This is a genomic window from Sphingopyxis fribergensis, from assembly GCF_000803645.1.
Taxonomy (GTDB): Bacteria; Pseudomonadota; Alphaproteobacteria; order Sphingomonadales; family Sphingomonadaceae; genus Sphingopyxis; species Sphingopyxis fribergensis.
The window spans coordinates 2,833,044-2,855,174 of the sequence record NZ_CP009122.1; the positions used below are offsets into that span (position 1 = coordinate 2,833,044).

At 60.9% G+C, this 22,131-nt stretch carries 17 protein-coding genes and 4 pseudogenes; 10 read left to right on the forward strand and 11 right to left on the reverse strand.

The features are described 5' to 3' along the window. Positions 1 to 55: 55 nt before the first annotated feature. On the reverse strand, positions 56 to 592 hold the full coding sequence (locus SKP52_RS13060) for a sensor histidine kinase (RefSeq protein ID WP_052208247.1): 537 nt from the start codon (positions 590 to 592) through the stop codon (positions 56 to 58). A 486-nt stretch (positions 593 to 1,078) separates the two neighbouring features. Continuing rightward, on the reverse strand, positions 1,079 to 2,518 hold the full coding sequence (locus tag SKP52_RS13065) for a catalase (protein WP_039575327.1): 1,440 nt from the start codon (positions 2,516 to 2,518) through the stop codon (positions 1,079 to 1,081). Between the two features lie 512 nt (positions 2,519 to 3,030). On the opposite strand from SKP52_RS13065, the gene SKP52_RS13070 reads away from it, so the two are divergent. After that, the gene (locus tag SKP52_RS13070) at positions 3,031 to 3,984 is read left to right on the forward strand and encodes an SDR family NAD(P)-dependent oxidoreductase (RefSeq protein WP_039575330.1); all 954 of its coding nucleotides are present in this window, start codon (positions 3,031 to 3,033) and stop codon (positions 3,982 to 3,984) included. A gap of 78 nt (positions 3,985 to 4,062) precedes the next feature. Beyond that, positions 4,063 to 4,320: a hypothetical protein gene (locus SKP52_RS26510; RefSeq protein ID WP_039575333.1), complete on the forward strand. Its 258-nt coding sequence runs from the start codon at positions 4,063 to 4,065 to the stop codon at positions 4,318 to 4,320. On the opposite strand, the gene SKP52_RS27460 is transcribed toward SKP52_RS26510, so the two are convergent. Then, complete coding sequence (locus SKP52_RS27460; protein WP_407695031.1) at positions 4,265 to 4,477, reverse strand: Arm DNA-binding domain-containing protein; 213 nt, start codon at positions 4,475 to 4,477, stop codon at positions 4,265 to 4,267. The two genes, SKP52_RS26510 and SKP52_RS27460, sit on opposite strands and share 56 nt — an antisense overlap. Between SKP52_RS27460 and SKP52_RS26515 the strand changes: the two genes are divergently transcribed. Further along, positions 4,394 to 4,801, forward strand: coding sequence for a hypothetical protein (locus SKP52_RS26515; RefSeq protein WP_160292412.1), 408 nt, complete (start codon positions 4,394 to 4,396; stop codon positions 4,799 to 4,801). The two genes, SKP52_RS27460 and SKP52_RS26515, sit on opposite strands and share 84 nt — an antisense overlap. A gap of 33 nt (positions 4,802 to 4,834) precedes the next feature. After that, positions 4,835 to 5,979, forward strand: a pseudogene (locus SKP52_RS13080) (ISAs1 family transposase). A 322-nt stretch (positions 5,980 to 6,301) separates the two neighbouring features. On the opposite strand, the gene SKP52_RS13085 reads toward SKP52_RS13080, so the two are convergent. Further along, positions 6,302 to 7,351 (reverse strand): MlaA family lipoprotein, encoded by a 1,050-nt coding sequence (locus SKP52_RS13085; protein WP_081997337.1) that lies wholly within the window; start codon positions 7,349 to 7,351, stop codon positions 6,302 to 6,304. Between the two features lie 78 nt (positions 7,352 to 7,429). Beyond that, positions 7,430 to 8,278: a universal stress protein gene (locus tag SKP52_RS13090; protein ID WP_081997338.1), complete on the reverse strand. Its 849-nt coding sequence runs from the start codon at positions 8,276 to 8,278 to the stop codon at positions 7,430 to 7,432. A 799-nt stretch (positions 8,279 to 9,077) separates the two neighbouring features. Between SKP52_RS13090 and SKP52_RS13095 the strand changes: the two genes are divergently transcribed. From SKP52_RS13095 to SKP52_RS13115, 5 genes are read left to right on the forward strand one after another with little or no spacing between them, the layout of a single operon-like run. Continuing rightward, positions 9,078 to 9,560, forward strand: a complete 483-nt coding sequence (locus SKP52_RS13095; protein WP_052208254.1) for a MarR family winged helix-turn-helix transcriptional regulator — start codon at positions 9,078 to 9,080, stop codon at positions 9,558 to 9,560. After that, on the forward strand, positions 9,557 to 11,542 hold the full coding sequence (locus SKP52_RS13100) for an FUSC family protein (RefSeq protein WP_039575335.1): 1,986 nt from the start codon (positions 9,557 to 9,559) through the stop codon (positions 11,540 to 11,542). The genes SKP52_RS13095 and SKP52_RS13100 overlap by 4 nt, the downstream gene beginning before the upstream one ends. Then, entirely contained in the window at positions 11,539 to 11,751 is a 213-nt protein-coding gene (locus SKP52_RS13105; RefSeq protein ID WP_039580980.1) for a DUF1656 domain-containing protein, read from the forward strand. Before SKP52_RS13100 ends, SKP52_RS13105 begins: the two co-directional genes overlap by 4 nt. A 6-nt stretch (positions 11,752 to 11,757) precedes the next feature. Next, positions 11,758 to 12,675, forward strand: a complete 918-nt coding sequence (locus SKP52_RS13110) for an efflux RND transporter periplasmic adaptor subunit (protein ID WP_052208256.1) — start codon at positions 11,758 to 11,760, stop codon at positions 12,673 to 12,675. After that, positions 12,672 to 14,120, forward strand: coding sequence for an efflux transporter outer membrane subunit (locus tag SKP52_RS13115; RefSeq protein ID WP_039575339.1), 1,449 nt, complete (start codon positions 12,672 to 12,674; stop codon positions 14,118 to 14,120). The genes SKP52_RS13110 and SKP52_RS13115 overlap by 4 nt, the downstream gene beginning before the upstream one ends. A 406-nt stretch (positions 14,121 to 14,526) precedes the next feature. On the opposite strand, the gene SKP52_RS24645 is transcribed toward SKP52_RS13115, so the two are convergent. Both SKP52_RS24645 and SKP52_RS13125 read right to left on the reverse strand, forming a co-directional pair. Then, positions 14,527 to 14,901: a hypothetical protein gene (locus SKP52_RS24645; RefSeq protein WP_052208258.1), complete on the reverse strand. Its 375-nt coding sequence runs from the start codon at positions 14,899 to 14,901 to the stop codon at positions 14,527 to 14,529. 784 nt (positions 14,902 to 15,685) lie between these two features. Further along, the gene (locus tag SKP52_RS13125) at positions 15,686 to 16,315 is read right to left on the reverse strand and encodes a TetR/AcrR family transcriptional regulator (RefSeq protein WP_081997339.1); all 630 of its coding nucleotides are present in this window, start codon (positions 16,313 to 16,315) and stop codon (positions 15,686 to 15,688) included. Between the two features lie 267 nt (positions 16,316 to 16,582). On the opposite strand from SKP52_RS13125, the pseudogene SKP52_RS13130 reads away from it, so the two are divergent. Beyond that, positions 16,583 to 17,940: pseudogene (locus SKP52_RS13130) on the forward strand (IS701 family transposase). Here the strand turns inward: SKP52_RS13130 and SKP52_RS13135 are convergent. The 4 genes and pseudogenes from SKP52_RS13135 to SKP52_RS13155 all read right to left on the reverse strand — a co-directional run. Continuing rightward, positions 17,927 to 18,286: pseudogene (locus SKP52_RS13135) on the reverse strand (IS5 family transposase); the annotation flags it as partial. The pseudogenes SKP52_RS13130 and SKP52_RS13135 overlap by 14 nt on opposite strands. A gap of 117 nt (positions 18,287 to 18,403) precedes the next feature. After that, positions 18,404 to 19,248 (reverse strand): annotated as a pseudogene (locus SKP52_RS13140) (IS3 family transposase); the annotation flags it as partial. A 283-nt stretch (positions 19,249 to 19,531) separates the two neighbouring features. Beyond that, positions 19,532 to 20,527, reverse strand: a complete 996-nt coding sequence (locus SKP52_RS13150) for an alpha/beta fold hydrolase (protein ID WP_039575348.1) — start codon at positions 20,525 to 20,527, stop codon at positions 19,532 to 19,534. Further along, complete coding sequence (locus tag SKP52_RS13155; RefSeq protein ID WP_267127958.1) at positions 20,527 to 22,128, reverse strand: flavin-containing monooxygenase; 1,602 nt, start codon at positions 22,126 to 22,128, stop codon at positions 20,527 to 20,529. The genes SKP52_RS13150 and SKP52_RS13155 overlap by 1 nt, the downstream gene beginning before the upstream one ends. Positions 22,129 to 22,131: the final 3 nt, after the last annotated feature.

Here is a 22,131-nt window from a genome sequence, read left to right on the forward strand (position 1 = left end):
CGGATATAGGCTGGCCGAGCAGCGATGAAAGCGAAACGGCAACGACCCGAATCCCTTACGCCCGCCCGGTCGACAAGGTAAATCGTGTTCCCGGAACACCGTCGTGCCATGCGTGCTGCGCCCCCAGTTTTCGTGCCATCATGTTGATGAGCCGGGTGCCGAAACCACTGCCCGCGGCCGGCGAACCGTGCGAAAATCCGCGCCCCTTGTCCGAGACTTCGAGAGAATATCCTCCGGGCTGCCGCTCGCGCAACACAATTCGGACCGGTGCGGGCGCGCCCGGCTCATATGCATATTTGCGCGCGTTGCCGACAAGTTCGGATACGATTATGCCGACCGCGCTTGCTTCGTCGGCAGATACCGAGACCGGCGCCGGGTCAACCGAGATGGTCCGCGAGACATCGAAGCCGCCTCCCGAATGGTCAAGATCCTGCGCGAGATCGGACAGATAGACGCCAAGGTCGACCGTATTTTTATCGCCCGTGCTGTAAAGTTGCCGGTGCACGCTGGCGATCGCACCGATCCGGTTGATCATAAGGTCGATCATCCCCCGCGCCTCGGGATCGGTAATCCGCCGCGCCTCGATGGACATGAGCGTAACCAGCAGTTGAAGATTGTTCGTTATCCGATGATTGGCCTCATCAAGGCGGCTCGGATCGTAAGAGACGGGCGCGTATACTTTTGATGAAACGTCGATTTTTGCGGCGCAGCCAGATGTGGGCATCGAGATATCCTTTCCGGTTCGCAGCCTCGGCTGCCTCACCGGCCGATCTCAGATCGACGCAAATTGGGCCATCATACGCAAGTTTAATAGCGTTCAGGCGAACGCTGGCCGGGAAACAATCCCCAATCAAAGACCAAGGAGGGCTTGGAAGGGAATTGCTGAGGCCAGCAAGCCGGGATTTCAGGGCGGACAGTGGTCGAAAGTGGATCGATAAATGGCGTGGTGCCTTACCGACGTTTGGCACTAGCGCCCTGTCCCACGTCACAGAGCAACAGTTGCGGCGCCGAAGGGCGACGACCATCGACGCAGAGGCTTCCATCCGTCTGCGCCTCAAGGTCAGTCGCCCGTCCCCGATCAGATACCAAGGGCCTTTGCGACGCCCGCCCCATAAGCCGGATCGGCGCGGGTGCAATTTTCGATATGACGCCGCTTTACCTCCTCACGCGCGTCGCCCATCGCGCGCGCGGTGTTGTCGAACAGAATTTGCTTTTGCTCGGGCGACATCAGGCGGAACAGGTTACCCGGCTGCTCATAATGATCGTCGTCGACGCGGTGGTCCCAATGCGCTGCGGGGCCTTCGAGTGCGAGCGTCGGCTCGGCGAGCGCCGGGTCGTCGCCTATCCATTCTCCCCGGCTGTTCGGCCAATAGCTCGTCGTACCCCCGAGATTACCGTCAGTGCGCATCGCGCCGTCGCGGTGATAGCTGTGATAGGGGCATCGCGGCGCATTGACCGGGATATGGTTATGATTGACGCCGAGGCGGTAGCGCGCGGCGTCAGGATAGGAAAAGAGCCGTGCCTGTAGCATCTTGTCGGGCGAAAAGCCGATGCCGGGCACGATATTCGACGGCGAAAAGGCGGCCTGTTCAACCTCGGCGAAGAAATTGTCCGGATAACGATTGAGTTCCATCTCACCGACCTCGATGAGCGGATAGTCGCCCTTGGGCCACACCTTGGTCAGGTCGAAGGGGTTGTGTTTGTGGCTGCGCGCCTGTTCCTCGGTCATTACCTGGATGGAGAGCGTCCATTTTGGGAAATTGCCACTGTCGATCGCATCCAAAAGGTCGCGGCCATGGCTTTCGCGGTCGCCGGCGATCAGCGCCGCCGATTCAGCGTCGCTCAGATTGTCGATGCCCTGTTGGGTGCGGAAATGGAATTTGACCCACACGCGTTCGCCCGCGGCGTTGACCATTGAGTAGGTGTGACTGCCGAAGCCGTGCATGTGCCGAAAGCTTTTCGGAATGCCGCGGTCGGACATAACGATGGTCACCTGGTGCAGCGCCTCCGGCAGCAAGGTCCAGAAATCCCAATTACTATCGGCCGAGCGCAGCCCGGTGCGCGGGTCGCGTTTCACGACATGGTTAAGATCCGGAAAGCGCAGCGGATCGCGGAAGAAGAAGACCGGTGTGTTGTTCCCAACCAAGTCCCAATTGCCTTCCTCGGTATAAAATTTGATCGCGAAGCCGCGAATGTCGCGCTCGGCATCGGCGGCGCCGCGTTCGCCTGCGACAGTGGAAAAGCGCATGAAGAGGTCAGTCTTCTTGCCCATTGAGAAGATTTTCGCCTTGGTATAGCGGCTGATGTCGTGGGTGACCGTGAAGCTGCCATAAGCACCCCAGCCCTTGGCATGCATCCGTCGTTCGGGGATCACCTCGCGGTCGAAATGCGCGAGCTTCTCGATCAGCCAGATGTCGTCGAGCAACGCGGGGCCGCGCGGTCCGGCGGTCTTGATGTTGAGATTGTCGACGACGGGCGCGCCGTTGGCGAGCGTCATTCGGCGGTTGGGGTCAGTCATGATCTTCTCCTGCGAGGGTGGGAGCGAGCGCTCCGCCGGAAATCGCCGAACGAACCGTCACGGCGGTTGGCGGAATGTTTGGAAGGCTGAAACCACGTATCGGCGGTCCGGAAATCCGGCCGGGCGAGCACGAGCCAGAGGAAACATATGACCGGCGATCGATGATGACTTCCTTGAGACATGTCATGTGCGATTTCCCATACGAGCGAGCGGCTTCCCCCCGTGCTTCGACATGGGCTGCCGGACAAATGCCTATTGCCAGCCGGCCGGGAGCTTTGGGATCATCCGAAGGGCCGGAGCGACCTATTCCATAGTCGCAATCAAATGAGGCTTCGGAGGCGGTAGGGTAGGCTTACCGGCTTGCCCGGGCAGGGTGACCGGGTCATTTTCGGCCATGATGGCAACGACTTGGTGCTATCAGCTCTGCAAATCTCGCACCTTATGCCGGCGGCAGAATTCCTTGATTACGGCCATGACTTGCCGCCGCGCGGCGACCTCCACAAGGAGCGCTCATGCCAAAGATCCAGCAACCTCTCAATTCGGGTTTCACCGCCTTCGCGACCGCCGAAGAGGTGGTGGAAGGCATCGACCTCTCGGGAAAAACAGCGATCGTTACGGGTGGATATTCGGGTCTCGGACTCGAGAGCGCCAAACGGCTTTCGAACGCTGGTGCCTGCGTGATCGTGCCCGCCAGGGATGTTTCGAAGGCCCGCGCGCATACCGCCGACGTACCGCGTGTCACCGTCCTGCCGATGGACCTGCTGGATCGCGCCTCGGTCGACCGGTTCGCCCTGGATTTTCTCCTTTCGGGTACGCCGCTCGACATTCTGATCAACAGCGCCGGGATCATGAATCCACCCTTGTTTCGGGACGCCGACGGGAATGAAGGGCAGTTCGCCGTCAATCATCTGGGCCATTTCCGACTGGTCCAGAAATTGCTCCCGGCGCTCGAGAAATCGAGCAATGCCCGCGTCGTTTCGACCTCGTCCCGCGCTCATTTTTCTAGCCCGGTGAACTTTGAGGATCCGGCCTTTCGTGACCGTCCTTACGATCCGATCATAGCATATGGCCAGTCGAAAACCGCCAACGCCCTGTTCGCCGTCGCGCTGGACGCGCGCTATAAAGATCGCGGAATCAGGGCCTTCTCGCTGCACCCTGGCGCCATCCTGACCGGCCTCATGCGCAACGCGCCGCGCGAAGTTCTCCAACGCCACAACATCATGGACGCGAGCGGCGCCGCGATCATCGACCCGCTGAACGACCGCAAGAGCGTGGAGCAAGGCGCCGCGACCCAAATCTGGTGCGCTGTCAGTGCGCAACTCGACGGCCTTGGCGGCATCTATTGCGAAGATTGCGATATTGCTCCCGTCGCCGAAGAGGGCGCCACGCGAGGCGTCCAGCGATGGGCTAGCGATCCCGAACTTGCGGACCGTCTCTGGTCTCTCAGCGAAGAGCTGGTAGGCTGAAGGTCTGGGGGGGCGCCGTGCGGGAACTATCGGCGGGAGGGTCCCCCGGTTTCGCTCGGGACTGACGGGCGGAGGGCAGTGTCGGTGTTGCCGTGGTGCCCATCTCCTCATGGCTCTCCATTCGTCGACCTCGCCTCGCCGATCGACCCTGCGTCCATTTTCTTCATCACGCTGAGCACCGCGCAGATCGCTCGTGGGATCGCGCTCCGCGCGCGCCTCAGCGAAATCGACCTTTCGCCGAGGCAACCGGTCGATTCCCAGCGCCAGCAAGCGCCGTTCCTTATCGCGCTTCCCTCTCGCATCCGCGAGACCGAGGGCCGGCCACTGTCCAAGTGACGGCGTTTTTCCGCTTGCCGAGCCAGCTGTAGTTGAGGCGCCAGAGCTTCGAGCCGTTCGGCCTGACGAAGAGGTGCAAACCGTCACCGTCAAACATCTTGTAAGCGCGCTCACGGGGTTCTGCGTTCGCGATCGTCGGGGCAAAGCGACTGTTCATAGGGGTATCGAAGAGGCGAAAACGATACCCGGCGAGATACCCTATTTATTCCCGACTGGGCCGTATCCGCCCGGATTTGACCGGACGGCTATAGCACAAAAATGGCTGAAATCTCCCGTTTTCTGGACATCCTCGGACGCCCCCGGAAGAACAAATGGTGCCAGAAGAGGAACTGAACTGGGCATCAAAGCGGCGGAAATCCGATGCAATCAACAACGAGATACCGCTGAAACCATCATAGAAACCATCACACAATTTGGCAAGGGCTGGACGACAGGGCAATCGCTTCAGATGAACGGACTGGTGTTGATTGAAGTGTTATGATTCAGACGATGCTCCATATCCTGGGAGCCATTGATGTCTGGATTGCCATCGTCGCGTTCGATACTCGATCATTTTTCTGCGCTTCGTGATCACCGGGAGCAGTGGCGGGTTCTGTATCCGCTTCGCGAGGTCTTGCTTTTAGTGCTTTGCGCGACGCTTTCGGGGATGGAAGATTTTGTCGAGATCAGGCTGTGGGGACAGCACCGGCTCGATTTTCTGACCGTTTTCTGCCGTTTGCGCACGGGATACCAGCCCATGACACCCTTAATGATGTCATTAACGGGCTTGATCCCGAGCTGTTCAAAACCTGCTTTGCGACCTGGGTCGAGGCGCTGCGCGACGAGGCACCCGATATCATCGCGATTGACGGCAAGACGTCGCGGCGTAGTCACGCGAGGAGCAAAGGCCGCGCGCCGCTGCACATGGTTTCAGCCTGGGCGTCGCGCCAGCGGCTGGTGCTGGGTCAGGAAGCGGTAGACGCAAAATCCAACGAGATCACCGCGATCCCGTTGCTGCTCGAACGGCTGGAACTGACCGGTGCGCTCGTCACCATCGATGCGATCGGAACACAGGCCGCGATTGCCGAGACCATCGTGGCGCGCGGCGGAGATTATTTGCTCGCGCTGAAGGGCAACCGTCCGGCGCTGTTTGCCGATGTCGTGGCGTTCTTTGCCGATCCGCCCACCGATATGACCCTGTCGGCGCACACGACAACCGACGCCGATCATGGCCGCATCGAAGAACGCCGCCACAGCGTCTGTCACAACACTCAATGGCTGTTTTCCGATCGTCGCTATCCTGATGAACCCCATTTTCCCCATCTCGCGATGATCGCCATGGTCGAAAACCACGTCGAACGGGAGGGCCGCAAAAGCTCGGAACGGCGCTATTACCTCTCTTCTGTCAAACTCGATGCCCAAGCCTTCGCCGCCGCAGTCCGCGCCCATTGGGGCATCGAAAACCGGCTCCACTGGGTGCTCGACGTCGTCTTCCACGACGACCTCACAAGACTGCGAACCGGATCAGGACCCCAGAATATGGCTGTCGTCAAACACATCGCCATGAACCTGGTGCGAAATCCAAACGACAAACACAGCCTCAAAGTCCGCAGAAAACGTGCCAATCTCGACCCGGATTACCTCGAAACACTCGTCACTCAACGACAACCGTTAATCTGAAGCGATTCCCCTGGGCTGGACGATATCGGAAGCCGATCTTTGGTTGCCAATTCGCTCGCGATCGCAGTCGCAGCTTTTCAAGTGTGGATCAGTGTTGGAGCGCGCCCCTCCTCTTTCACGATCTATCATTTTGAATTATCGTAAAAAGGTGGTTTTGACCGGGGTCCCGATAGGCGCCGCCCGGGACCCCGACACGCGCCAGTATAGGCATAACAATCAACGCCTATGCTTTCGTGAAGCGTGGCATCACTCTGACGCTGATCGACAATTCTCCGTCTCGAAGACCGCAGCATCCGAGCATTGTCGCTGGCCGCGAATTTGCTCAGTCTTCGATCGGAAGGGTCGTGCCTCTGCTCAAGGTTTTTGCACAATCTGACGCTGTGTCGGCTGATGGATCGGAAGCCTGAGGTGCGACAAGCGTGTCGGGAATGACGATTTCGGGCTGGCCTGCCCGATCGCGACCCTTGCCGCGCAACACGTCAATTTCCCGCTGCCGCATCTCAAGATACAAGCTGCGCGTCTCCACATAGGGATCAGCGCTTTCCTCTTGCAAACGCTCGATTTCCGCGTCCCGCGCGACACGATCGTTCAGCCTGTTGATGACGGTCGTCGGGACAGCATAGGCGGTCTGGTTGAAAGGCTTGCCAACGGAAACGGGCAAGACGAGCAGGTCGATGCCATCGCCGACCATATCGCGCAATGTCGTGGGCCCCACCAGCGGAAGGAAGAAATAGGGCCCGGGCTCCACCCCATAGAAGCCAAGCGTGTTTGCGAAGCCGTTGGATCGATAGGGCAGATTGATGGGCGCCTTTTTGGCGACGTCGAAAACACCCGCGGCGCCGATCGTCGAGTTGATCGCGAAGCGGCCGACCGTTTCCAAAGCCTTTCCTATCTTGAACTGGAGCAGGAAGTTCACAAAATTTATCGGCTCACTGAGATTGCGCAAGGCGTTGCCAAGACCATCACGGATCGGCTTCGGAACGCCCCCCTCATATCCCTTGGCGATCGGCCCAACGAGCGCCTTGTCGACCGACTGAGCCACCTGGAAGGCCTCAATATTCACATTCTGGAGTGGGTCGCCCGGCGGCGCTTCGCCCCGCGCGATTACGATAATCTCGTCCGGCGATGCTTCAGAGGTATTTCCAGGCTCCGCCGGCACATCGATCGATTGTCCCGCTTCCACCGGCCTTTCGCCGATCATGATAGGGGGCTGCACTTCGCCCTGTGAATCCACAATCATCGGACATGGTTCGGCAGAAGCTGCCTGAGCTTGAGCTGTCCGGACCAATGGCTCATTCTGGTGAACAACGCCTATTTCTTCGGGCTGCGTTCCGATCAGAAGGAAAGCGGCAGCACTGGTTACGACGCTCATTTTGCGGTTATCTCCGATATATCGAACATCTTTGGCGTCCAATCTTCTGCCAACGTCTTTAGGCTGGATACGCCCTGGTCAGCGGGAAATCAGTAGCGGAACCCGCGCGCTCGACAGCAGCGATCGAGTGACACCGCCGAAGAGTATCTCGGTGGTGCGCGGGTGGCTGTAAGCCCCGATCACGAGCAGGTTTGCGTCGCGTTCCGCCGCCTGGTCGAGGATCACATCCGCCACCGGTGCGCCCTCGGACGTGATGTTGGCGATCTCGACACGTGCGCCGTGTCTGGACAAATGTTCAAGGAGATTGGCACCAGGCTCTGTTCCAAAACGTTCGGGGTTCCGGCCGCTGTCGATGGTGAGTATCGTCACGTTGGACGCGGAATTGATGAACGGAATTGCGTCGTTCACCGCCCGCCGCGCTTCTCGGCTGCGATTCCATGCGATCAGCACATTTTCGCCGATCGTCTCACCGCCCCATCCCGCAGGGATCATCAGCACGGGAATTCCGGTGGCCAGCAACAGTCGCTCGGCCGACCAGCCTGACGGGAGGTCTGCCGGTTTGGGATGCGCCGCGACGATGAGATCGCAGTGCAGCGCCCGCAACATGCTTTCGTCGCGCAGGTCATCGCGCCACACGATCCGGAATTCGGAGCCGATGCCATATTCGCGGGCCAGCTCTCCAAAATGGCGGGCGGCGGCAATAATTTTCTGTTCGTCGGCAAGCCGTTGCCGCGTCAGCACGTCTCGAATCGCCGCAGTGCCCCTTGCATAGGTTTCGGTGGGATGCGCGTTTTCGTGGGACACGCCATAGACGCCCACCAGATGCGCATTATGACGTTGCGCGATCGCAGCCGCACGGCGACCTATGTGCTCGCCCTCAGGCGTGGCGTCGAGGAAAACGGCGATATCTCTCCAGATAGGCAACAAGGGTTACGATCCTCCAGTTTACGGTTGTCCTCTATCAGATCAGCGGCGTCCTGGCCGAACTGCAGACCAAGACACCGAAAGGCTTCAAGACGGGGATTTGAGAGAGGTTGAAGGTTTGCTTGCGCGGTCCATCGGCAAAAACGCCGATAAGTCGCCTGATCCAGGTTGATCCAGAGGGCAGAGGTCCATAACCGGCAGCCGCATCATGCATGCCGATCCAAATCGCGCGACGCTCCAACAGGGAGAGTGAAATCCCGCGGTCGGCTAGCCCGCCTGCGGGGCCATCGACTGACGGGCTAGCAGACAGGAGGTAGGCCTCACAGGAACCTTCGCCTGCCAAGGACAATGGCTGCAAGAACAATCGGCGAGCAGATTCATCCTGAGCACGCGACGCATTCGGAAGCTGGCCGAAGGCTCCTTCCACTTCACACCCTCCCTCATTTCTCGTTGGAATGAGCCCTCACTCCAACATCGAACGAGTAAACCTGCCAGGAAAGGCAGTCAAGACAGCCCATCGCCCCATCTCTCATTTCAGTCAGCCGTCGGCACGCAATACTCGACGATGTGAAGTGATATGCAGCCGTTCCTGGTACCCTCCTTCTGAAGCGGTGCGTGCAGCATCCGGCTACCATTGCGTGAAGCGGAGGTTGTGTTGGCGCAGGGCGCCATGACCGCGGAGGCGCGTCGGCGGATCGCGACGGTCGTACCCGGCGGCCTGAGTTAATGGGCAGGCCAAATGCGTTTGCTAAAGCAACTATTGCTGATTGAATAAATCGCCGAGAGTGCTAATGCTCGCGCCATGTCAGTAACCTCTGGTAGCCCCGCTGCGACCGCGCTGTTCGCACTCACCGACACTCTGCAGCCGATCAGGCGCTCCTGGGTGCAGGCGGTCATGACGGTCCTTGCGGAGTTCGGCCTGCCCAGTTCGCTTACCGCCGCCGTCATCCTGGCTTCGCGCAGCGGCGACGCGGGAATCAGGCAAAATGTCCTCGCCGAGGAAGTGGGCGTTAATCCCGGCGCAATGGTGCGGATTCTCGACCAGGCGGAAGCGGCAGGCCTGCTTGAGCGACGTGCGTCGGCCGAGGATCGGCGCGTTAATACCGTTCACATTCTTCCCAAGGGGCAGTGTCTTGCTGAAAAGATGGAAGCGGCTGTCGCAGATCTGCGCGAGGCGCTTCTCGGCGATCTGCCGGTCGAGGACATAGAGACCGCGACGCGCGTCCTGCGACTGTTCGAGGGACGGATCGGCGCGTTCCTGCAGGCGGAGCGCGTCAACCGGTGAAAGTCACGTCCGATCAGATACTGTTCTCGGTCAAGCTGTTCATCGCGGCGATGCTGGCCTTCGCGGTAGCGGTCCGGATCGGGCTCCCGCAGCCCTATTGGGCGCTTGTCACCTGCTGCGTGCTGATGAACCCGGCCACAGGCGCGATCCGCTCCAAGGCGGTCTATCGCGTCGCCGGCACCCTGGGCGCCGGCATCGTGACACTCGGCATGGTGGCCATTTTCGCCAGCGTCCCGCTCCTACTGATCATCTCGTCGGGTATCGTTGCGACGATCGCCTTTGGCGTATCATTCCTCGATCGGACCCCGCGGGCTTATGGGTTCCAGCTCTTCGCGGTGACACTGATGCTGGTCGCCGTTGCCGGCGTGGACCATCCCGAGACGATGTTCGACACCGTTGTCGCACGCGTTACCGAGATCAGTCTCGGCGTGCTCGCGACCACATTTGTCGACAGCGTCATTGCTCCTCGATCACTTGGCGGCTTGATGCGCTCAAACCTGCGCCGCTGGCTGCCCGACATGGAACGCTGGGCGAATGATGTACTAGATGGCCGCGAAACGGGTGCACAGGAAGAACATGACCGTTTGAAGATTCTTTCGGACGTCACCGCCCTGTCGCAGATGGTGGCCTGGTTGCGCTACGATCCGACCGTCGACCGCGGCGAACTGCGCCACGTCCTCGCCATTCAACAGCGTTTGCTGAGCATGGTGCCGCTCCTTTCCGCGATCGCCGCTCGCATAGCGGGACTGACTCAGGCGGACCGCGCCGCGCTTGCACCATATCTTGCCGAGGCGCGCGATACTTTCCGAACCGGAGCAATGCCTTCCGCGCGCCCGGCCGATGACGTGCGCAGCCTTCCGCTCGAGGTCGGACGTGAACGACCCTGGCAGCAGCTGGTCCATGATGACCTCGCCGACATGCTCATGGATCTCTTAACGCTCTGGAGCGAGATCTGCCGAATCGACAGGGCGCTTGAGGGCAGGGCCGTGCTCGATCGGGAGCTTGCGGGCCAGGTTCGGCGGACGGCAGCATTCCCCCTGGCGTCCGATGTCGATCATGCAGCGCGCTCAGCCGCCGGCATTTTCGTAGCCTATATTCTGCTCTGCGGCCTGTGGCTGGCCACCGGATGGCACCAGGGGCCTAATGCGGTGCTGATGGGAACCGTCGCGGTGGCCTTCTTCGGAGGGGGCGATGAACCGGGCAAGGCCATAGCCGCGTTCGGCCGCTTTGCGGTCCTTTCACTCTTCCTTGCCGCCATTCTCGCCTATGGACTGCTTCCCCTGGCCAACGATTTTCCGACATTCCTGATCGTCATGGGCCTGTTCATGCTTCCGATCGGCATGTGGGCGGCGGCAAACCCAATGGGCGTTCTCGTCCTTGCCTTCGGACTCAGCAACATCAACCTGCAAGGTCACTATATGCCGTACGATTTTGCCTTCTTCCTTGAGGTCGGTTTCGCAAGCCTGATCGGCATGTATGTCGCCTTCCTGGGCGCGAGCCTGTTCCGCCAATGGGGCGTCTCGCATCAGGTCCATCGTTTCCTGTGCCGGGAAGCACTGGAGATTGCCCGACTCAGCCATTCGGCAACCCGGCGCGCGCGCGACCTTTATATCCAGCGGGCTCTCGATCGCATTGCCGGGATGACCATGCGGCTTGCCGCAAGCGGCCAGGTGGAACGCAGCGCTGCCTTGCTCGCGCGCTTGCGCGTCGGCGTTAATATTGCCGACCTGCGGATCATCGGGACCATGCTTGATCCCGCGGCGCGGGATGCAACCGTGCGGGTGCTCGAGCAGTTTCGCAGGGAGTTCGATGCAGCGCAGCCATCACCCCGACTGCTTGCCCTGGTCGACGAGGCGCTCAACCAGCTGTGGCCCAGGCGAGACAGCCAGAAAAGCAGTCCGGTGACCCGGGCGATCCGTTCGCTTGCCGGGCTGCGCATTGCGCTGTTCGAGCGCGCACCGGCATGGATCCCCGCGTCGTGATCGGCGAGATCAACCTCGCCGGCGTGTTCTTCTCGCCGTTGCTGTTCTGCATGGCCGTCGCTTTCGTGCTCCGGATCCTGCTGTCTCGCCTCCTTGAGACCGTCGGTTTCTATCGGGCCATATGGCAGCGTCCGCTCTTCGATACCGCCCTCTTCCTCATCCTCACCGGCGCGGCCTTCCTCGCGCTGCGTGGGCTCACCCATAGTTGAAAATCGATGATAGCATTAAACCGCGCCACGCTACTCCGCCTTCTCAAGCCGGTACTGACCATCCTCGCCGCCGCCCTTGCCGCGCTCGTGCTCTGGCATCTCTACACCTACTATACCTATGCGCCGCAGACCCGGGACGGAAAGATACGCGCCGACGTAGTGCCGCTGGCGGCCGATGTGTCCGGCCGGGTTGAGGAGGTGCATGTCAGGGACAATCAGGTGGTCCGCAAAGGCGAGTTGCTCTTCACCATCGATCGTGTGCGTCTTCGCAATGCCCTGGCCCAGGCGGAGGCGGCCGTCGCGGTGACGCGTGCGACGCTCGATGCGGCCGAGCGGGAGAACAGACGCTATCGGCAGCTCGGGGATATCGTGTCAGGCCAGCAGCGCGACGAACGACGTTCGCAGGCCGAAGAAGCGCGCGCGCGTTATACGCAGGCGCTCGCCGACCGCGACCTCGCGCGTATCAATCTTGAACGATCTGCCGTCTGCGCGCCCGTCAACGGTATCGTCACCAATTTCTCGCTGCGCCCTGGCGCTTATGCAACCGCCGGCCAGCCGGTGATGGCGCTGGTCGACTCCGACAGCTATTATGTCGCGGGCTATTTCGAGGAGACCAAGCTCTCCCACATCCATCCGGGCGCACCTGTCACGATTCGCGTGATGGGCGAGGACCAGCCCCTCTCGGGGCATGTCGAGGGCCGCTCCGCCGGTATCGACGACCGCGAGCGGACCACCGCTGCGGGGAGCCTTCTCGCCAATGTCAACCCCACCTTCAGTTGGGTCCGCCTCGCCCAGCGTGTCCCCGTTCGCATTGCGATCGACAAGGTTCCGACAGGGATCGATCTTATCGCCGGGCGCACGGTCACCGTGACGGTCGAGGGCGCGGAGGATGCCCTGTCGATCGGAGGGGGCAGCCGGTCGTGAGAGCGATCCGGTTTCACGCGCTGACCGTGCTTGTATCGGCCAGCCTCGTTGCCGGCTGTACAGCGGTCGGACCCGAATACAGAGCGCCCGCCCTTCCCGCTCATGTCGGAGAGACACCCACCGGCCTCAAGGAAGGGCGCTCCCCAGCCTATTCGCCCGCCCCCCTGCCGGCGCACTGGTGGCAACTCTATGCCGATCCGCAGCTTGATGAGCTGGTCGAGGAGGCGCTCAAGGTCAATACCGATCTTCGGGTCGCCGCCGCCAACCTTGAGCGGATGCGCGCCGTGGTGAACGAGGCGCGGGCGCGAGCGGGTGTGGAGACCTCGCTGGACGGGGGTGCTTCGGTAGGCGAAACCTCCAATCTCGGCATTGGCTCACCGGCCGGCATGCATGCCACGCTCGATGCCGGAATCGGCATCTCTTACGAGCTCAACGTAGTCGGCCGCATCAGGCGGACCATCGAGGCCGCCCAGGCTGACGCCGACGCACAGTCGGCGGCTTATGATCTGGCGCGGATCACCGTGGCCGCAAATGTCGTCGGCGCATACAGCGATGCGTGTGCTGCCGGCGCGCGGATTGCGGTCGCGACCCGCTCGGTCGATCTTCAACGACAGAGCCTGGCGCTTACCGAGCGCGGGATGCGTGCAGGCCTCTACACACCGCTCGACGCAACCCGGTCCCGGGCCCTCCTTGCACAACTGGAAGCCGCCGTGCCCCCGCTTGAAAGCAGCCGTAAGGCTGCTCTTTACAGCCTCGCCGTCCTGCTCGGCCGGGCGCCTGGAGATTATCCGGCACAGCTCGATGAATGCGCTGTCATCCCTGCAGTCCGGCAATCGCTGCCCATCGGCGACGGCGCCGCCCTCATCCGTCGCAGGCCCGATATCCGCGAAGCGGAACGCGCACTCGCCGCTGCAACCGCCCGGGTCGGGATCGCAACCGCCGACCTCTATCCCAGCGTCAGCCTTGGAGGCTCGCTTGGCACGACGTCGCGAAGCGTTGAAGGGCTCGTCGACAGCTCTGCATTCCGGTTCAGTGTCGGTCCGTTGATCTCCTGGAGCTTTCCCAATCGCAACGTCGCGCGCGCGCGCATAGCACAATCGGATGCGACAGCGCGGGCCGCGCTCGCGCGCTTCGACGGCAGCGTGCTGTCAGCGCTCCGCGAAGCAGAGACCGCGCTTGGCACTTATGCCCGCGATCTTGAAGAGAATGCGAAGCTTAAGGTCGGGCTGGATGAAAGCCGCAAGGCTGCGGCTCTTCAGTCACGGATGACGCGGGGTGGGTTGACGTCCAGTCTTGAACTGCTGGATGCCGAGCGAAGCCTTGCCAGTGCCGAAGCCGCTCTGGCCGTCTCCAATGCCACGATCGCCGCAGACCGTGTCCGCCTTTTTCTCGCTCTTGGCGGTGGATGGGAAACGCCTTCCGCCGGGCCAGACGGGGGAAGCTGATAGAATGGGACAGGCCCTATGATATCCATATCAGCATGGTTTGGTCTGCCTTGGAAAAACTGGTCCAATTCTAGAGAGAGCCGATTGTGGCGAAAGAATTGGAGAAAGTTATGGGACGTCAACGTTTTACGCCGAAACAGATCATCTCGAAGCTGCGTGAGGCGGATGTGCTTGTGGGGCGAGGGTCGACCGCGGTCGAGGCTTGCCGTCAGATCGGTCTATCGACCACCAGCACCCGAAACGATCAAAATGCCAGCCTGGCCGCTCGGCTCCGCTGCGCTCCGCCTCCCGCCAAGGCTGGCATCGGAGGCGATCTCCAACTAACTATGCAACCGGACCAGTCATCGCGGGCAGTCCATAGGCACGACTGTCGTCTCTCCCGCGCATCCTCTACATGCGCGTCTGGTCATTTGCACTGTCTGATTTTCTTTCCAGGCCCGGTCAGGGTGATCCCGCTTGCGTCTACTGTCATGGTCACTCCGCCGCCTTGGAACGGTCCGCCTGTTTCAGTCGCCTTGAGTTGGGCAAGATTGCCATCTGTTCGGAGCGTGGCCGTTAGACCGTCATTCAGGAAATCCACCGAGACTATGCCGTTGTCCTGGCAGCGATAGGTCATACTTTTCTCGATTGCCGGTGGCAGCTTTGCGGGAGCGATCGGTTTCGCGACGTTGGTTGTGTTGCTCGCGCTTGTCGTGCCGCTATCGCAGGCTGACAGGAGAACGGTAGACGCGAGCGCCATTCCGCCGAGCATCCACACGATTGAAGACGATAGGTTGCCCATGTGCTTCCTTTTATTCTTCCGAACATACAATTCGGTTGCGGTTGTTTGATCTGCTTTTTTTCAGGCGTAGCCGAGGGGGGCCCGCGCTTATGCTCTCCGAGGTCCGCTCGTTTTCCCCGTTCGGCTCGTCCTGCCAGCCCCGGAGACGAAGGATGGGTCGCCGACCGCCACTCGTTGGTGTTTCCAAGGTCATCATACCAGCCTTTCGCGGCGCTCGCCTCGACGGACGATGCTTTCATTGGTCCTGCCAGCCGGCGCGACGCGACCCGAAGGGCTTCGACCAGTGGACAATGGTAGCCGGTTCAGGGAATACCGGCTGGCAGGTGGCGGGACCCGGCGCCTAGGTTAGGGAGAAATAGCGCAAACGGTCCCGTCAAACCGAACGGGAAAAACAATGCCGCGGAGAACGCCACGATCGCGAGCGACCGCGCCGACTTCAACAGGGGAAATGAATGCGCTAGTTCCCATTATCTCTCCGGAGCACATTATGGAATGAGCGCTCATTCCAATTTTCAATAGGCAACCCCGTTTCTCTGGTCAAGCAGTAAATTCAATTCTGGTCAGCGTCTGTGCCTGCGATCATACGCCTCGCGCTTCCGGTCTTTAAAGGGCAGATCCCAGCGGACACAGCTCAATCACCCGATGATAGCCGCTGCTCAGCTGAATCCAGCGGCATCATCGCTTATACTCGCCGCAAGTCAGGGCTGCGGTCTAAAAGCTTTACCGTCACCGATGTCACGATGGGTCCTCCCCCGCTTACGGCCTTGCGCGCATTTCGGAGTCGTCACGGCTGGGCTTGCACGCGACCGCTTTCCAGTCCCGCTAGACCGAGCGCGCGCATCATCAGGCAAGCAGTGCTGTGGCTTGTCGCCTCGGCATCGACGGGTGGCGACATCGCCGTGCGATGGCCGAGGCCGATGAAGCAGGCCATCATGACATCTCCATAGGAGTCGAGCTCGGCCGCGGGCACATCGGGCCGCGCAAGCGCAGCGAGGCGGCGTATGCCATCGCGGTAAAAGGCGGTCTGCGTCTCGAACCGCTCCGCGACTGTCGGATTTCGGCAAGCCTCTGCCAAAATCTCATAGAACAGGCTGCTATCCTCATTGTGCAACGAACTGGCAGCGATTGCCTTGATCGCCTCGAACATCGCAAGCTCGCGCCGTTCCACAGCGTCGAAAATCGAGTGCATCTCGGCTAGGCGAACGCGCACATTTTCTTCTACTATTGCGAGGATGACGTCGTCCTTGTCGGTAAAGAGTCGATATATCTGGCCGACGCTGACCGATGCTTCTTCCGCCAATTCCGCCGTTGTCGTCGCATAAAAGCCCTTCGAACCGAACAATCTGCGAGCAGCATCGACTATTCTCTCGCGCGGCGACTCTCCCTCGACATAATTTCTTGAAGAACGTTTCATTCGAACCTTTCCCTGCGTCCTCTGTTTGACGATCTTTGGACGCGACACATGCCGGTCCGCTCCATCCGGGTCTATCCCGCAGGCTTACATTTCATATGGATGAGGGGGAAGCACTAACAGCTTGCTGAAATGGGCTTCATCGCGCGGTCGACAGGATTCCGTTCCCGTCATTGGACTAGCACTACTTTGGCAGAAGTTTGATTTTGGGGATTCCCATTTTGGTTGATGGGTGATTCATAGGGAGCCGACGTTGGAAGGATGTCGGCGATGGATGGTGATTGGCGTGTTGATCTGGAGCGTTGGCTGGCGCCCTATCTGGAGGGCCTTGGCCACAAGGCTCGGCAACGGATGTGCCCGGCCTATGTCGCGGGCCTGATCGGTCCGGGGGATCGCAAGAGCATCCAGCCGATGGCGGCGCGGACGGGCGAAGTCGGCTATGATCGCCTGCATCACTTCATCGGTGCGGGCCTTTGGGACAGCGGTCCGCTTGAGGCGACCCTGTGGGAACAGGCCGATGCGCTGGTCGGCGGCGACAAGGCATGGCTGATCATCGACGACACCGCGTTGCCGAAGAAAGGGACGGCGTCGGTGGGAGTGGCGCCGCAATATGCATCAGCGCTGGGCAAGAATGCGAACTGCCAGACGCTCGTATCGGTGACGCTGGCGTCGCGAGAGGTGCCGATCATGCTGGGCTTGCGGCTGTTCCTGCCGGAAAGCTGGACGAGCGACGAGGCGCGCATGGTCAAGGCGGGCGTGCCCGAGCCCTTCCGCCCGTATCGCACCAAGCCGGCGATCGCTATCGAGGAAATCGACCGGGTCATTGCCGCCGGGGTGCGCTTTGGCTGTGTGCTCGCGGATGCCGGATACGGCCTCTCGGCTTCTTTCCGCCAGGGGCTGAGCACAAGAGGCTTGCACTGGGCGGTCGGCATCCCACGGCACCAGAAGGTTTATCCCGCTGATGTGCAACTGATCTTCCCCGTGGCGGGACGCGGGCGTCCCCGTCAGCACCACGTTCCGGACACCGCATCGCGCGCCGCCCACGCCGTGCTCGACGACGCAAAATGGCGACAGATCAGTTGGCGTCGGGGAACGAAGGGACGCCTGAGCGCGCGCTTTGCCGTCATGCGCGTCCGCATCGCCGACGGCCCGCCGCAACGCATCGGCGCCTCGGGCGCGCAGCACATGCCCGGGGAAGAAGCATGGCTGGTCGGCGAGCATCGCTCCAGCGGCGAGCGCAAATATTATCTCTCGAACCTGCCCGCAGATACGCCGATCCGGGATATCGCCGGCGCCATCAAGGCGCGCTGGATCTGCGAGCAGGCCCATCAGCAACTCAAGGAAGAACTCGGTCTCGACCATTTTGAAGGGCGATCATGGACAGGTCTTCATCGCCATGCCCTCATGACGATGATCGCATATGCCTACCTGCAATCCCGCCGCCTCGCTCAGGCGGGACGGAAAAAAAAGAATCGCAGGACCACCGCCGCAACCCAGTCTGCCCGCAGTCCGGCAGGCCATCCTTGATCACCTATCCAGGCCGCCGCCTGCCTGTTGCCCCCAATGCGGTCACCGCCTCCGTGAAGAGACAATCAAACTTCTGCCAAAGTAGTGCTAGGCCGCGTTGACAAAAGACTTCAGCCATAGCCGCGTGGCGGCGAGGTTTAGGAAGCTCTCGAACGAGAGAAGGGTTTTGTCATATCGAGTGGCGATGCGTCGTTGCTGTTTGAGCTTTCCGAACATGCGCTCGACGCGGTTGCGGTCCTTGTAACGGCGATAGTCGGGATGCTCTGGCACCTTGCGGTTCGAGCGGGGCGGGATGATCGGCAGGATGCCCCGGGTCAGCAGGCTTTCCCGGAAGCGATCACCATCATAGCCCTTGTCCGCGAGCAGCGCCTTGGGTGTGGCGACGGGGATCGCCATCAGCGGTTCGGCAGCGGTGTAATCAGAAGCCTCGCCGCCGGTCAGGATGGCCGAGAGTGCTTTCCTTGACGATGGAAGCCATCTGGATCATAAAATCACCAGCGCCGATCACCCTCGGCGTAACGAGACCTGCCGGCCTTTTCACGCTATGCCTTCCCAACATAGGACGTTGTCGGACCAGATATGCTCGGGTGGCCCATGCTCGGTGAACAGATCGGCGAGGACGTCGATGACGTCGTTCGACCGGAACCGCCGCAGCGGCACCATCGCCAGGCATTCCCGGCTGTGCTCGTCGATGATGTTGAGCATCCGGAACTTCCGGCCGTTGTGCGTCTGATCCTCGACAAAGTCGTAGGACCACACATGCCCGCGGTGCAGCGGGCGCAACCGGATGCACGACCCGTCGCCAAGCCAGAGCCGGCGGCGCTTCGGTTGTCTCTTCGGCACCTTTAAACCCTCCCGCCGCCAGATGCGCTCGACCACCGACAGGCTGACCTGCCAGCCGGCATGCCCGAGCAGCGCATGGATACGGCGATAGCCGTAACGGCCATAATCCTTCACCAGCGCGATAATGTCGGCCGTCAGGCGCCGCTCGTCGGCATGATCTCTCGGAGGATGCCGCTGTGTCGAGCGGTGCTGACCGAGCACGCGGCAGGTCCGTCGCTGCGATACCGATAATGCACGACGGACCTGCTCGATCGCCTCGCGGCGACGGGAGGTGCTCAAAAAGTCAGCTTCGATGCCTCTTGCAGGATCGCCTTGTCCAGTGCGAGGTCCGCGACAAGCCGCTTCAGCCGTGCATTCTCGCGCTCCAAATCCTTCATCCGCCGCGCCTGATCAACCTTCAGGCCGCCATATTCCTTGCGCCACCGATACAGCGCCTGTTCGGATATCCCGATCTGGCGGCAAGCCTCGACCGCAGTCGATCCCCGCCCGACCAGCACATCCGCCTCACGCAGCTTCGCGATGATTTGTTCCGGCGTAAACGTTGACGTCCCATAACTTTCTCCAATTCTCTCGCCACAATCGGCTCTCTCTAGAATTGGACCAGTTTTTCCAAGGCAGACCAATCTCGCCCAACTCATGCCATGGTCCACCGTGGCCTGAAAACACCGGTTACATGCTTTCGCTGCTTGGCACTGTTTCGCCTTCCCGTTCTATCTGGTGCGGCGCGAACGATGGCTTGAACGCCGCAACGGCATGGCCGGCGAACGCTGAGTGGTAGCTCCCTTTCCCGGCAGGCAAGGTCTGGCAAGCACCGCACCTGCGGGAACCCGGGGCGAAGGACAACCAGGATCAGGCTGCAAGTGGCGGTGCAGTGTGCGTATCCCAAAGGGCAAGAATGCTGCGGAGTGCGGTTACAAAGGCCAAAGGCTGATCGAGCATCAGATGGTGACGGGCTTCAGGCACCGCGATGATCGGAATGTCACCTCCACCCAGCTCGCGGACGTATTCGGCCGATTCCGGGGTGAAGAGTTGGCTCATACCGCCGTGCACGATGGCCTTCCGGCCCGGTGCCTGCACCAGACGCTCGCCCATGGTGAGCCATTCGTTGGGCTTGTTGCTCCTTCGAAAGACCTCGGTTGAAAACTTCCACGTCCACTCGTCTCCATCCTGTCGCAGGGAATGATAGGCCATGTAGTCCAGAAGGAATGGCTCGCCGACCGGCTGGGGCGGGGAAAGGATGTACCGCTTACGTGCCGTTTCATAGCAGGGATAACGCTTGCTGGGCTTGTCCGGATCGCCGGAACCAGGGCTTGACCGCCTGAGGTTCCAGTACTCTTCCAGGAGAGCGGGCCGCATGATCATGAGATCGCAAACCACCACTCCGGCAAAGGCCTCGGGCCACTGGGTCACGGCTGTCAGGGCTGCGCCCGACCCGAAGCTGTGCGCGATGATTGTCGGCTTTTGGCCATCCGCAAACATATTCAGCGCCTCGGCAATCTCGCGAAACTCGCCCCCTCTCGCCAAGAGGTCGGCGCGCCCACGCATGTCGCTGTCGCCCATGCCGGCCAGATCAAACGCCACCACGTCATAATCTTCTGCCAGAAACGGTGCAATGAAGGCAAAGCAGCGCGCATGTGCCAGAAAGCCATGGGTCATCAATACCTTGGGCTTGCTGGGGTCACCCCATCGGAAATAGTGCGCCTTGGCCCCATCTATTTCCACATAACCTTCTTCGCGGGGCACCTTGAGCGCCGAAACGAACCATTCGGGCAGATGTGAGCCGTCGCCAGCCCAAACAGGATCAATGTCCACTGGAAAGTCACTTATTCTGAACATCTCATTCATCAGGTTGCGCTGTCCTTGTTCGCTGGTGTGCTGGCGGCAAAGCCGCGGTAGGCATCGCGTGCCACATCGCCGCAAATCGCAGCATAGGTCGACACGCTTGGAAAATTGATGAGTTGGCGCTTCTTACCCGGGATGTTTGCGCCCATGTACCAGGAGTCCGCTTCGGGAAAGAGCGTCATCGCGCCAACCTGAGCGACCATTTCGGTCCAGTCCGCCTCTGCTTGCGGATCGGCGTCGAAAAGATCGTAACCGTTGTTTCGCAGCCAGACCATGAAATCGCAGATCCAGTCGCCCTGCATTTCCGCGCTTGTCGGGCCGTTGGAAAAACCCGAGGGGCTCAGGGGTCCGTAAGCGAACAGCATGTTGGGGAAACCCGATACCGCCATTCCCAGATAGGCGCGCAGCCCGTTGTACCAAGCTTGCGACAGTGACAGGCCGCCCCTGCCGGTGATGTTCATGTCGATTAACCCGCCCCGCCCCGCGTCGAAGCCGGTGGCGAAAACGATGAGATCGCATTCGACCTCGCCGTCTGCGGTTGTGATTGCGTGCGGCCCGACACGGGTGATCGGGTTTGCCTTCAGATCAACCAGCGCAACATTGTCCTGCGCGAAAATCTCGTAATATCCCTTTTCCAGCGAAGGTCGCTTCGTGCCGAACGGATGCGGCGGTTCGGATGGGGCGAGTTTCTCGGCCAGATCGGGATCGGCGATCCGCGCGCGAACCTTGTCGCGCCAGAAATCGTAGGCGTGGCGATTGGCTGCGCGATTGGTAAGCAAGTCGGCGAAGTTGTGGTACCAGAACCTCAATCCGCCTCGCTGCCATAAATCTTCGAAGTGGGCATTGCGCTCAATCTCGTCGACTTCGAGCGCCGAGACTTCAAGTGACTGGCTTTCAAATCCTCCGCTCGTCTGCCTGCGCTGTTCGAAAAGGGCAGGATAGCTGTGCTTTTCGCGTTCCTGATCCTCCCGCGTCAGCCGCTCTTGCCGCATCGGCAGGGCCAGGATCGGGGTTCTTTGGAACAGGGTCAGCGTCGCAGCACGTTTGGCTGCTTCCTGCGCAACCTGCACTCCGCTTGCTCCTGTTCCAATCACGGCAACTTTGCGCCCATCCAGATCAATACCTTCCTGCGGCCAGCGCGCCGTGTGGCACCATTCGCCCTCGAAATCCTCAATGCCTGGGATGTCCGGGACATACGGCTTCGACGCGAAGCCGAGTGCAGGCAGCAGGAAGCGTGTCGATATGGTTTGCCCGCCCTCAAGCTGTATGTGCCATAGCCCCGCCCCCGCATCAAAGTCGGCGCATTCGACCCTCGACCCCATCCGCATCAGCGGCCAAAGGTTCAGCGTATCGCAAACATGACGGAAATAGGCCCTGAGCTCTTCCCAGCCAGGAAAGCGCTCACTCCAGGTCCATGGCTGCCACACTTCGGGCATCGAGAATTCATAGAGCGGAATCTGCGAATCCACCCGTGCGCCGGGATAGCAATTCCAGTGCCAGATGCCGCCCGGATCGGCCGCCGCATCGACCAGCAGCACGTTGAACCCGGCGTCACGCAACTTGTGGAGCAGGTAGATCCCGCTGAAGCCGGCACCGACGATCACGGC